Genomic DNA, 13,032 nt, shown 5'->3' with positions numbered 1-13,032 from the left:
AGGTCAGCGGATTTTCACCAGGGTGCGGCCGGTGATTTGGTTGTTCAGCAGCGCGGCGGCGGTGGCCGGCGCCTGCTCGAGGGCGATTTCATGCGTGGCCTGCTGATAGAAGCTGTCCGGCAAAATGCCGGCCAGCCGTTCCCAGGCGGTTTGGCGGCGGTGCAGCGGCGTATGCACCGAATCCACGCCCTGCAGGCGCACGTTGCGCAGAATGAACGGCATCACGGTGGTCGGCAGCTGATAACCGCCCGCCAGGCCGCAGGCGGCGACGGTGCCGTTATAGTTCATCTGCGCCAGCACCCGCGCCAGCAGTTTGTCGCCGACGGTGTCCACTGCGCCGGCCCACAGTTGTTTCTCCAGCGGACGCGGCGTTTCGATATAGCCATCGCGAGACATCACCTCTTTGGCGCCGAGCGCTTTCAGGTACTCGGTATTGCTGTCGCGGCCGCTGATGGCGGTCACCCGGTAACCCAGCGCCGCCAGCAGGGCGATGGCGGTGCTGCCCACGCCGCCGCTGGCGCCGGTGACCAGGATATCGCCGTCGTCCGGGTGCACGCCGCCTTCCTCCAGCGCCATCACGCACAGCATGGCGGTAAAGCCGGCGGTGCCGATGATCATCGCCTTGCGCTCATCCAGCCCGTTCGGCAGCGGCACCAGCCACTCACCGGAGACGCGCGCCTGCTCGGCCAGGCCGCCCCAGTGGTGTTCGCCCACGCCCCAGCCGGTGAGCACCACGCTTTGCCCCTCTTTGAAGCGATCGTCGCGGCTGTGGCGCACGGTGCCGGCGAAGTCGATGCCCGGCACCATCGGGAAGTTGCGCACGATCTTGCCTTTGCCGGTGATCGCCAGCGCATCCTTATAATTTAGGCTGGACCAGTTGATGTCGACGGTGACATCGCCTTCCGGCAACCGATCGCTGCCGATATCTTTGATATGAGCCAGAGTTTGGTCGTCTTGTTGTTCCAATAACAGTGCACGCATGTCACTCTTCCTCTCGTTTACACTTTTCTATCAATGGCTGAATCACATTTATTTGACTATATGCATAATAAGCGGCCCAAGTCCTGATAAAGGACAAAAACGGCGCTTGCAGGTTTTATTCCTCGGCAAGGCTTGTTAGGGTTGGACGGCTCCTTTTAGCTAAAGGGGCACACTCACTTAACCATAGCGGACAAGGCACAGGGATGCGATTTACCACCAAACTCTCTGCATTGATCACTCTGTTGGTCGCGCTGGCGATGTTTTTGATGCTGATGGGATGCTCATACAGCTTCTTTTACGTTACCCAGGATCGCCAGGAGCGCCGCTTTGATTCGCTGGCCACCTCTCTCGATCAAGCCATGTTGCATGAATCGCCGCGCGATCAGGAGAAGTGGTTGCCGATTGTCATGCGCCCGCTCGGCATTGTGTCGATCCGCGTAGAGGCCGGGACCAGCCAACTGCTCGACTATAAATTGCCGACGCTGAAAAAAGAGCCCTGGGATGCGCTGAACGGCTATCGTCAGGTCTCGCGAACTCTGTTGCAGCACCCGGGCAGTACGCTGCACATCACCTACCTCGATCCCTTCGCCAGCGACGTGCGCACGCTGCAATCCACCGCCGCCGTCACGCTGTCGATCGTCGTCATGGTGGTGATTTTGCTGTTCAGCCTGCGCTGGCTGCGTGAGCAGGCCGATGGCGAAGATCGTCTGGAACGCCGCGCGCGGCGCATTCTGAACGGCGAGCGTGAAAACGTCATGCAGGGCGACGTGCGTGAGTGGCCGGCCAACGTCAGCGGCGCGCTCGACCGCCTGCTGGCCGATCTGGCGGAAGCGCGGGAAGAGCGCAGCCGGGTCGATACGCTGATCCGCGCCTTCGCCGCGCAGGACGCCAAAACCGGGCTGAATAATCGCCTGTTCTTCGATAACCAATTGACCACTCAGCTGGAAGATGAAGGCTCGCACGGCATCGTGATGATGGTGCGGCTGCCCGATTTCGAGACCCTGCGCGAGACGCACGGCAGCGTGGCGGTGCAAGAGCTGATGTATTCGCTGGTCAACCTGCTGTCTACCTTCGTGATGCGCTACCCGTCGGCGCTGCTGGCGCGCTACTTCCACAGCGATTTTACCGTGCTGTTGCCGCATCGAACCCTGAAGGAAGCCGACGGCATCGCTTCACAGCTGGTCAACGCCATCGATGCCTTGCCTTCCACGGCGCTGATCGATCGCGAGGCCTTCCTGCACATCGGCATCGTGGCGTACCGCAGCGGTCAAACCACCGAGCAGGTGATCGACTATGCGGAGCAGGCGACGCGCCACGCTACGCTGCAGGGCGAAAACGGGTGGTATGTGTACGACAGCCAGGTGCCGGAAAAGGGGCGCGGCAGCGTCAAGTGGCGCACGCTGCTGGAACAGGTGCTGGCGCGCGGTGGCCCGCGGCTGTATCAGAAACCGGCGGTGACCGTGGAAGGCGAGGTGCACCATCGTGAGATCATGAGCCGGATCTATGACGGCACCCAGGAATTGCTGCCGGCGGAATATATGCCGCTGGTGCAGCAGCTCGGCTTGGCGGAGAGTTACGATCGCCAACAGGTGAGCCGCATCATTCCCTTGTTGGCGCAGTGGCCCGAGGAAACGCTGGCGTTTCCGCTGTGCGTGGACTCGATTTTGCAGCGCTCTTTCCAGCGCTGGCTGCGCGATACGCTGTTGCAATGCGAAAAAAGCCAACGTCGGCGAATTCTGATTGAACTTGCGGAGGCAGATGTGTGTCAACATATCGACCGTTTGCGTCCGGTGCTGAGGCTGCTGTCAGGGCTGGGCTGCCGTCTCGCGGTGTCCAAAGCGGGTTTAACCGTGGTCAGTACGTCCTATATCAAGTCGCTGCAGGTGGAGATCGTCAAGCTCCACCCGGGGCTGGTGCGGAGCATCGATAAGCGGGACGAAAACCAGCTGTTCGTGCAGAGCCTGACCGGCGCCTGCGCGGGCACGCGCGCTCAGGTGTTCGCCGCCGGCGTACGCACGCGCAACGAATGGCAGACGCTGAAAGAGCGTGGGATCCATGGCGGGCAGGGCGACTTTTTCGCATCGCCGGAACCTATCGACGCGGGGCGTAAAAAATATTCACGTCGTTATCGCGTTTAAGCTGATTGACGGACAAAAATTGACGTAGAATGAGGGCCGGATCCATCTGGGCCTCGTTACCGTCTTTTTGGAGTTTTTTCCAAACTGCCTGCGACAACAACGCCTATTTGAGATAGGCTCTTGTCAGCTTTTATCTGGTTGGCGTTGGTAGGTGCTTACCATCGGCGGCAATCAGGGAATATGTTAGATTTTATGAGCTGTGTTACGCCGTTTCGTGCGTTGACAGGGTGGTAAACTGAGCCTTTGTTCAGGGAATTCAGGCCTCATCCAATTTCCGTGCATTCGAGCAGAAACAATACAGACTATTTTTCACCGAAGTAGAACGTTTTTGCGCCTTGTCGCTGCTTCGTGTGGTTGGTAAAGTAGGCGGATTTTATTTTCCGCCCCCAGCTTGCAGGATTATCCTTTCGTTATGTTTAAGAAATTTCGTGGCATGTTTTCCAACGACTTGTCCATCGACTTGGGTACCGCCAATACCCTGATTTATGTTAAAGGGCAAGGCATCGTACTGAATGAACCTTCGGTGGTTGCCATTCGTCAGGATCGTGCCGGCTCCCCAAAGAGCGTTGCGGCCGTCGGTCATGACGCCAAACAGATGCTGGGCCGCACCCCCGGCAACATCGCGGCTATTCGCCCGATGAAAGACGGCGTGATCGCCGACTTCTTCGTGACCGAAAAAATGCTGCAGCACTTTATCAAACAGGTTCACAGCAACAGCTTCATGCGCCCAAGCCCGCGCGTGCTGGTCTGTGTGCCGGTCGGCGCGACCCAGGTTGAACGCCGCGCGATCCGCGAATCCGCCCAAGGGGCCGGCGCGCGCGAAGTGTTTCTGATTGAAGAGCCGATGGCGGCGGCGATCGGCGCAGGTCTGCCGGTCTCCGAAGCGACAGGCTCCATGGTGGTGGATATCGGTGGCGGTACCACTGAAGTGGCGGTGATCTCGCTGAACGGCGTGGTGTACTCCTCTTCCGTGCGCATCGGCGGCGACCGCTTCGATGAAGCGATCATCAATTATGTGCGCCGCAACTACGGCTCGCTGATCGGCGAAGCCACCGCCGAGCGCATCAAGCACGAAATCGGTTCTGCCTATCCGGGCGACGAAGTGCGCGAAATCGAAGTCCGCGGCCGTAACCTGGCCGAAGGCGTACCGCGCGGCTTTACTCTGAACTCCAATGAAATCCTCGAAGCCCTGCAAGAGCCGCTGACCGGCATCGTCAGCGCGGTGATGGTGGCGCTGGAGCAGTGCCCGCCAGAATTGGCCTCCGACATTTCCGAACGCGGCATGGTATTGACCGGCGGCGGCGCGCTGCTGCGCAACCTCGATCGCCTGCTGATGGAAGAAACCGGCATCCCGGTCGTAGTGGCGGAAGATCCGCTGACCTGCGTGGCGCGCGGCGGCGGCAAGGCGTTGGAAATGATCGACATGCACGGCGGCGATTTGTTCAGCGAAGAATAGTCAGCCCCTGGAAGGAGGAATCGTATCGGATGAATGCGCACAGCGAGAATCGGGTACGGTTCCTCTTTCTGTTGTCGAGGAACTCGCATAATTTATGAAGCCGATTTTTAGCAGGGGGCCTTCCCTGCAACTGCGACTTTTTTTGGCGGTGATTGCGGCCATTGGCCTGATCGTTGCCGACAGCCGGCTCGGCACGTTCGTGAAGATACGCAACTACATGGACACCGCAGTCAGCCCTTTCTATTTTCTGGCCAACGGGCCACGTAAAGTTTTGGACAGCGTGTCAGAGACGCTGGCCACCCGCCAACAGCTGGAGCTGGAAAACCGCGCTCTGCGGCAGGAACTGCTGCTGAAAAACAGCGATATTCTTCTTCTTGGCCAATTCAAGCAGGAAAACGCCCGCTTGCGCGAGCTGCTGGGTTCTCCGCTGCGTCAGGACGAACACAAGATGGTCACCCAGGTGATCTCCACCGGTTCCGATCCGTATAGCGATCAGGTGGTGATCGACAAAGGGTCGGACAACGGCGTCTATGAAGGCCAGCCGGTCATCAGCGACAAGGGCGTGGTCGGTCAGGTGGTGGCGGTGGCGAAAGTCACCAGCCGCGTGCTGCTGATCTGCGACGCCTCGCATGCGCTGCCGATCCAGGTGCTGCGCAACGATATTCGGGTGATCGCCGCAGGCAGCGGCTGCGCCGACGATCTGCAACTGGAGCATCTGCCGAACAACACCGATATCCGCGTTGGCGACGTGCTGGTCACCTCCGGTCTCGGCGGCCGCTTCCCGGAAGGCTATCCGGTGGCGGTGGTCTCCTCGGTCAAGGTCGACAACCAGCGCGCTTACACTGTGATTCAGGCGCGGCCGACCGCCGGTCTGCAGCGCTTGCGTTACCTGTTGCTGCTGTGGGGCGCCGATCGCAACGGCGACATGCCGCTGCCGCCGGACGAAGTGCACCGCGTGGCCAATGAACGCCTGATGCAGATGATGCCGCAGGTGCTGCCGCCTGCCGGTTCCGTCGGGCCGCAACTGCCGGCTCCGGCCACCGGGGTGGCGCCGCAAACCACGGCTCCGGCCTCTGCTCAGCCTCAGGTTCAGCCCGCGGCGGCGGGGGTGGTGCAATGAACAGCTACCGCAGCCACGGGCGCTGGATAATCTGGCTGTCGTTCCTGGTGGCGTTGGTGCTGCAAATCATGCCGTGGCCGGAACAGATCTACATGTTCCGGCCTTCCTGGCTGGTGTTGATCCTGATCTACTGGGTGATGGCCTTGCCGCACCGGGTCAACGTCGGCACCGGCTTCGTGCTGGGGCTGATCATGGATCTGATCCTCGGTTCCACGCTGGGCGTGCGCGCGCTGGCGCTGGGCATCATCGCCTATCTGGTGGCGTTCAAATTCCAACTGTTCCGCAATATGGCGCTGTGGCAACAGGCGCTTATCGTCGTGCTGCTGTCGCTGTCGATGGATGTGGTGGTGTTCTGGGCTGAGTTTTTAGTGATCAACGTCTCTTTCCGCCCAGAGGTGTTCTGGAGTAGTGTGGTAAACGGCATTTTGTGGCCGTGGTTATTCCTGTTGATGCGCAAAATCCGCCGTCAGTTCGCCGTACAGTAAGGGTATATCAATGACTTCGCTTTATCTGGCCTCCGGCTCCCCACGTCGACGTGAACTGCTGACCCTGCTGGGCGTGTCGTTCGACATTCTGCTGACGCATACCGAAGAGCAGCGCCGGGAAGGCGAAGCCGCGGAGGCCTATGTGCGCCGCCTGGCGCAGGACAAGGCCAAAGCGGGCGTGGCGCTGGCGCAGGAAGATCGGCCGGTGCTGGGCGCCGACACCATCGTGGTGCTCAACGGCCGGGTGCTGGAGAAGCCGCGCGACGAAGCCCATGCGGCGGACATGCTGGCGGCCCTGTCCGGCAAGCAGCATCAGGTGATGACGGCAGTGGCGATCGCCGATCGCCACGACGTGCGTTGCCAACTGGTGGTGACCGACGTGACGTTCCGCAGCCTGTCACAACAGGATATCCGCGACTATATTGCTACGGGCGAACCGATGGATAAGGCGGGCGCCTATGGAATTCAAGGAAAGGGTGGTTGTTTCGTCAGAACGATAACCGGGAGTTATCACGCAGTGGTTGGTCTGCCGCTGGTCGAAACACATGAGCTGCTCAGTAATTTTGTCGCATTACGTGATGTAAGAACCGGTTGATGGGCGCTGCCATTATCGACCGGCTCTGAGGAGAAGGCATGACAGCTGAGCTACTGGTTAATATCACACCGTCTGAAACGCGGGTCGCCTATATCGATGGCGGCATTCTGCAAGAGATCCATATCGAACGCGAATCCAAACGCGGCATCGTCGGCAATATTTATAAAGGGCGCGTCAGCCGCGTCCTGCCGGGCATGCAGGCGGCGTTCGTCGACATCGGCCTGGACAAGGCCGCCTTCCTGCACGCCTCCGACATCATGCCGCATACCGAATGCGTCGCCGGCGACGAGCGGAAAAACTTCCACGTGCGCGACATCGCCGAGCTGGTGCGCCAGGGGCAAGACCTGATGGTGCAGGTGGTGAAAGATCCGCTTGGCACCAAGGGCGCGCGTTTGACCACCGATATCACGCTGCCTTCGCGTTATCTGGTCTTCATGCCGGGCGCGGCGCACGTCGGCGTGTCGCAGCGCATCGAAAGCGAAGCCGAGCGCGAGCGCCTGAAGGCGATCGTGGCGCCGCACTGCGACGAGCTGGGCGGTTTTATCATCCGCACCGCGGCGGAAGGCATCGGCGAGGAAGAGCTGGCGCAGGACGCCGCATTCCTCAAACGCCTGTGGACCAAGGTGATGGAGCGCAAGAAGCGCAACCAGACCAAATACAAGCTGTACGGCGAGCTGGCGTTGGCGCAGCGCATTTTGCGCGATTTCGCCGGCGCGGCGCTGGATCGCATTCGCGTCGATTCGCGGCTGACGCACGATCTGCTGGTGGAGTTCACCGGCGAGTACATTCCGGACATCACCAACAAGCTCGAGCTCTATACCGGCAGCCAGCCGATTTTCGATCTGTACGATGTGGAAAACGAGATCCAGCGCGCGCTGGAGCGCAAGGTGGAGCTGAAGTCCGGCGGCTATCTGATCATCGATCAGACCGAGGCGATGACCACGGTTGACATCAACACCGGCGCCTTCGTCGGCCACCGCAACCTCGACGAAACCATTTTCAATACCAACATCGAGGCGACGCAGGCCATCGCGCGCCAGCTGCGGCTGCGCAACCTGGGCGGCATCATCATCATCGACTTTATCGATATGAACAACGAAGAGCATCGCCGCCGGGTGCTGCACTCGCTGGAGCAGGCGTTGAGTAAAGATCGGGTAAAAACCACGATCAACGGCTTCTCTCAGCTAGGCTTAGTTGAAATGACGCGTAAACGCACGCGTGAAAGCATTGAACATGTGCTCTGTCACGATTGTCCTACTTGCAATGGGCGCGGCACCGTGAAAACGGTGGAAACCGTGTGCTACGAGATCCTGCGCGAGATTGTGCGCGTGCACCATGCTTACGATTCCGATCGCTTCCTGGTGTACGCCTCCGCGGCGGTCGGCGAAGCGCTGAAGAGCGAAGAGTCGCATGCGCTGGCCGAAGTGGAGATCTTCGTCGGCAAACAGGTGAAGGTGCAGATCGAACCGTTGTACAGCCAGGAGCAGTTCGACGTCGTCATGATGTAGCCCGCCCGACATCGGTAGGGGCCCGGCACGCCGGGCCCGTCAGTGCATAGATATTCCCGTTGCCAGGCAGCGGAGCAAGGAGAACTGCGTGAGGCGACTGCCTGGGATTCTGTTAGCAACAGGCGCCACCCTAATCGTGATTGTGGCGCTGCTGATCAGCGGGCTGCGCCTGATGCTGCCGAAGCTGAACGACTATCGTCCCCAACTGCTGGCGCAGGTGGAGAAGCTATCCGGTGTGCCTGTGCAGATGGATTTCCTGCAGGGCAGTTGGGAAACCTTCGGCCCACAGCTTGAAGTGCGCAACCTGAGCGTTACGCTGCCCAAAAGCGATGTGCATATCGAACGCGTGACGCTGGCGCTGGACGTGTGGCAATCGCTGCTGCATTGGCGCTGGCAGTTCCGCGATCTGACCTTCTATCAATTCCGCCTCGATCTGAACGCCACGCTGGGCGGCGATCGTGAGGGCGACGGCCTTGAGCCCGGTAAAATCAGCGATCTGATGCTGCGCCAGCTCGACCATTTCGATCTGCGCGACAGCCGTATCTCGTTCCTGACACCTGCCGGCGCGCGCGCCGAATTCGACATTCCCCAACTGACCTGGCTCAATGGCCGCGATCGCCACCGCGCCGAGGGGCAGATCAGCCTGTCGACGCTGAACGGCCAACACGGCGTGGTGCAGCTGCGCATGGACCTGCGCGATAATCAGGGCCTGCTGGACACCGGCACGGTCTATCTGCAGGCCGATAACATCGACATGAAACCCTGGTTTACCCGCTGGCTGCGCGCCAATACCGGGCTGGAAAGCGCCGACTTCAGCCTGGCGGCCTGGCTGCAGGTGCAGAACGGCGAAATCGCCGGCGGCCATGCGTTGCTCAAGCAGGGGGCGGCCAACTGGAATACCGGCGCCGCGCAGCACCGGCTGGACGTGGACAATCTGGCGCTGTCGTTGCGCCGCCAGGGCACCGGTTGGCAGCTCGACGTGCCGCAGCTGCGGTTGAGCACCGACGGCCAGGCCTGGCCGCAGGGCGCGCTTTCCGCGCTGTGGCTGCCGGAAAACACCGAATTCATGGGGCCGGCGCAGAATGAAGAGCTGCGGGTGCGCGCGACTCACCTTCAACTGGAGCGCCTGTCGGCGCTGCTGCCGACCTTCTCGTTCCTCAGTCCGGACGCGCTCGAGCGCTGGAACGATCTGCAGCCGCAGGGGCAGGTGGCAGCGCTGGCGCTGGACATCCCGCTCAAGCAGCCGGAAAAGAGCCGTTTTCAGGCGCTGTGGCGCGATGTCAGCTGGCAGCGTTGGGAACTGCTGCCGGGCGTCAACCACTTCTCCGGCGCGTTGAGCGGCGGGGTGGAGAACGGCCGCCTGACGCTGGGGCTCACTGACAGCACCCTGCCTTACGGCGACATGTTCCGCGCGCCGCTTGAAATCAGCAGCGCGCGCGGCGCGCTGACCTGGCGTTACAACGACCAAGGTTGGGAGCTGGCGAGCCAGGGGCTGGACGTCAAGGCGAAGTCGCTGTGGGTCAACGGTGATTTCCGTTATCAGCAGCCGGCCAAGGGCGAGCCGTGGCTGAACATTCTGGCGGGCATCCGCCTGTATGACGGCGCCGACGCCTGGCGCTATTTCCCGGAGCCGTTGATGGGCAAGCATCTGGTGGACTACCTGGGCGGCGCCATTCAGGGCGGCCAGGTGGATAACGCCACGCTGATTTATTCCGGCGATCCGCAGCATTTCCCGTACCGCAAAAACGAAGGGCAGTTCGAAGTCTTCGTGCCGCTGCGTCACGCCACCTTCCAGTTCCAACCGGGCTGGCCGGCGCTGACCGATTTGGCGATCGATCTCGATTTCGCCAACGAGGGGCTGTGGATGCATGCGCCGCAAACCCGGTTGGGCAAGGTGGCGGGCAAAAATATCAGCGCGGTGATCCCGGATTACCTGAAAGAGCGGTTGTTGATCGACGCCGACGTCGCGGGTGCGGGCAGCGACGTACATGATTACTTCATGCAGACACCGTTGCACGATTCGCTGGGGGCGGCGCTGGAGCAGCTGCAGATTGGCGGTGATGTCAGTGGGCGCTTACATCTTGATATCCCCCTGGACGGCGAGCAGGTCAGAGCCACCGGCGAAGTGGCGCTGAACAACAATTCGTTGCTGATAAAACCGCTGGAAAGCGAGCTGCAGAAGCTCAGCGGCAAGTTCCGCTTCGACAATGGCAATCTGGAGAGCGACACCCTGTCGGCCAACTGGTTCGGGCAACCGGTGGCGGTCAACTTCACTACGCAGGAAGGCGAGCGTGACTACAAGGTCAACGTCGGCCTGAAAGGAGACTGGCAGCCGGGCAAGTTCCCCGGCCTGCCGAAAGAGGCCGCCGATGCGCTCAGCGGCAGCGCGCCCTGGCAGAGCCAGGTGGCCATCACGCTGCCGCACCAAGGTTCGGCCAGCTACGATATCGGCCTTGACGCAGACCTGAAGAAAGTGAGCAGTCACTTACCTTCACCGCTGGACAAGGCGCCGGGCGAAGCGCTGCCGGTGAACGTCAAGGTCAAAGGCGGTTTGAACGGCTTCATGTTGACCGGCAGCGCGGGCAAGCAGAACCGCTTCAACAGTGAATGGAACTTCGACAAAAAACAGGTGAATCTGGCGCGCGCCGCCTGGCAAACCAACGGTGGCGGCACCCCGCCGCTGCCGGCCGGCAAATCGATGACGCTGAACCTGCCGGCGCTGGACGGCGAGCAATGGCTGGCGCTGCTGGCGCCGGCGCTGAAACAGGGCGGCGGCAGCGGTCAGGTGGGCGGTTTCAGCTTCCCCACCACCGTGGCGCTGACCACGCCGCAGCTGCTGTTGGGCGGCCAGGCCTGGCATAAGCTGACGCTGTCGGCCGAAAAACAGCTTGGCGCTACCCTGGTGAGCGCCAAGAGCGACGAAGTGGACGGCAGCCTGCGGGTGGCCGATCGCGGGCCGTGGCGCGCCGATATCAACTACCTGTATTACAACCCACAGTTCGCTGAGACGAAAAACGCGGCGGGCGCGGCGGCGCCGTCGACCGAGAAACTTTCTTTCCGCGACTGGCCTTCGCTGATGCTGCGCTGCAAGTCGTGCTGGGTGCTGGGGCAGAACCTCGGCAGGGTCGAGGCGGATCTGACCAATCGGGGAGATACCCTGACGCTGGATCACGGCCTGGTCGATACCGGCAAAGGGCGCATGAGCGCCACCGGCCTGTGGAAACAAAACGCGCAGGAAGAGCGCAGCTCGCTGAAAGGCAAGCTGCTCGGCGGCAAGATCGATGAAACCGCCGCCTTCTTCGGCATCACTATCCCGCTGAAAGGGGCGCCTTACGACGTGGACTTCGATCTGTACTGGCACGGCGCGCCGTGGCAGCCGCAGGTGAATACGTTGAGCGGCGCGCTGCAGGTCAAGATGGGCAAGGGCGAGATCGACAGTATGGGCGGTGGCCGTGCCGGTCAGCTGCTGCGGCTGGTCAGTTTCGACGCCCTGCTGCGCAAGCTGCAGTTCGATTTCAGCGATACCTTCGGCAAAGGCTTCTACTTTGATTCCATCCGCAGTACCGCCTGGCTGAAAGATGGCATAATGCATACAGATAATCTATTGATCGACGGCCTGGCGGCGGATATCGCCATGAGCGGCCAGATCGATCTGGCGCGCCGCCGCATCGATATGGAGGCGGTGGTGGCGCCGGCGATTTCGGCGACCGTCGGCGTGGCCACGGCGTTTGTCGTCAACCCGATCGTCGGCGCGGCGGTATTTGCCGCCTCGCAGGTGCTGGGGCCGCTGTGGAGCAAGATTTCGCTGATTCGCTACCATATCGGCGGCGATCTCGACCAGCCGAAGATCAATGAGGTACTTCGTAAGGCAAAGGAGGATAAGGCGTCATGAGGAATGCTAACGTTGCGTTGTTGCAGTTGTGCAGTGGCGATCAGGTGCGCGATAACCTGGCCCAGATTGAACAGCAGATCAAGCAGCTCAATGCCGGGGTAAAACTGGTCATGACGCCGGAGAACGCGCTGCTGTTCGCCAACTCCGCGGCCTACCGCCAACAGGCGGAAAAACAGGGCGATGGCCCGCTGCAGAACGCGGTGCGCGAGCTGGCGCGCCGCTATGGCGTGTGGTTGCTGGTGGGCTCGATGCCCTTGATCAGCCGTGAAAACCCGGAACTTATCACCACCAGCAGCCTGTTGTTCGACGAACAGGGCGAGATCCGCGCCCGCTACGACAAGCTGCACATGTTCGATGTGGACATCAACGATGCGCACGGCCATTACCGCGAGTCGGATACCTACCAGCACGGGCAGCACCTGACGGTGGTGGATACGCCGGTCGGGCGTTTGGGCATGACCATATGTTACGATCTGCGCTTCCCTGCGCTGTTCCAGGCGCTGCGGGCGCAGGGCGCCGAACTGATTTCGGTGCCGGCGGCCTTTACCCGGGTGACCGGCGAGGCGCATTGGGAAATCCTGCTGCGCGCCCGGGCGATCGAAAACCAGTGCATGATCCTGGCGCCGGCGCAGGTGGGGCGCCACGGGCCGACCCGCCGCACCTGGGGCCACTCGATGGCTGTCGACGGCTGGGGCAAGGTGCTGGCCGAGAACGCGGACGCCGTGGCGGCACTGAAGGTGCGTGTGGACGCCGCAAGCCTGAAAAATATTCGTGCGCAGATGCCGGTGCTGCAGCACAACCGATTCCAGACGTCGCTGACGGCGCCGTCTGACAAGCTATCCTCCAATCAAGAGTGA

At 61.4% G+C, this 13,032-nt stretch carries 9 protein-coding genes; 8 read left to right on the top strand and 1 reads right to left on the bottom strand.

Annotation, left to right across the window (positions count from 1 at the left end):
• Positions 1-3: 3 nt before the first annotated feature.
• Positions 4-981: an acrylyl-CoA reductase (NADPH) gene (gene acuI, locus J0F90_RS21890; protein ID WP_016930239.1), complete on the bottom strand. Its 978-nt coding sequence runs from the start codon at positions 979-981 to the stop codon at positions 4-6.
• A gap of 203 nt (positions 982-1,184) precedes the next feature.
• On the opposite strand from acuI, the gene csrD reads away from it, so the two are divergent.
• From csrD to nit1, 8 genes are all read left to right on the top strand, one after another.
• On the top strand, positions 1,185-3,119 hold the full coding sequence (csrD, locus tag J0F90_RS21885; protein WP_033639287.1) for an RNase E specificity factor CsrD: 1,935 nt from the start codon (positions 1,185-1,187) through the stop codon (positions 3,117-3,119).
• 412 nt (positions 3,120-3,531) lie between these two features.
• A complete protein-coding gene (gene mreB, locus J0F90_RS21880) occupies positions 3,532-4,575 on the top strand; it encodes a rod shape-determining protein MreB (RefSeq protein WP_003855260.1) in 1,044 nt (347 codons plus the stop codon).
• 94 nt (positions 4,576-4,669) lie between these two features.
• Positions 4,670-5,695 (top strand): rod shape-determining protein MreC, encoded by a 1,026-nt coding sequence (gene mreC, locus J0F90_RS21875; RefSeq protein ID WP_028127540.1) that lies wholly within the window; start codon positions 4,670-4,672, stop codon positions 5,693-5,695.
• Complete coding sequence (gene mreD / locus J0F90_RS21870) at positions 5,692-6,180, top strand: rod shape-determining protein MreD (protein ID WP_004936918.1); 489 nt, start codon at positions 5,692-5,694, stop codon at positions 6,178-6,180. The genes mreC and mreD overlap by 4 nt, the downstream gene beginning before the upstream one ends.
• 10 nt (positions 6,181-6,190) lie before the next feature.
• Positions 6,191-6,775: a Maf family protein gene (locus J0F90_RS21865; protein ID WP_004936921.1), complete on the top strand. Its 585-nt coding sequence runs from the start codon at positions 6,191-6,193 to the stop codon at positions 6,773-6,775.
• Positions 6,776-6,813: 38 nt separating this feature from the next.
• Positions 6,814-8,283, top strand: coding sequence for a ribonuclease G (gene rng, locus J0F90_RS21860; RefSeq protein WP_016930237.1), 1,470 nt, complete (start codon positions 6,814-6,816; stop codon positions 8,281-8,283).
• Positions 8,284-8,371: 88 nt separating this feature from the next.
• Positions 8,372-12,175 carry an AsmA2 domain-containing protein YhdP gene (gene yhdP, locus J0F90_RS21855; protein WP_033639288.1) on the top strand — a complete coding sequence of 1,268 codons (3,804 nt, stop codon included), beginning with the start codon at positions 8,372-8,374 and terminating at the stop codon, positions 12,173-12,175.
• Entirely contained in the window at positions 12,172-13,032 is an 861-nt protein-coding gene (gene nit1, locus J0F90_RS21850) for a deaminated glutathione amidase (RefSeq protein ID WP_033639289.1), read from the top strand. The genes yhdP and nit1 overlap by 4 nt, the downstream gene beginning before the upstream one ends.

Source organism: Serratia marcescens subsp. marcescens ATCC 13880, assembly GCF_017299535.1.
Lineage (GTDB): Bacteria > Pseudomonadota > Gammaproteobacteria > Enterobacterales > Enterobacteriaceae > Serratia > Serratia marcescens.
The sequence above is the reverse complement of the archived record's forward strand: the minus strand, read 5'-3'. Positions and strand labels throughout refer to the sequence as shown.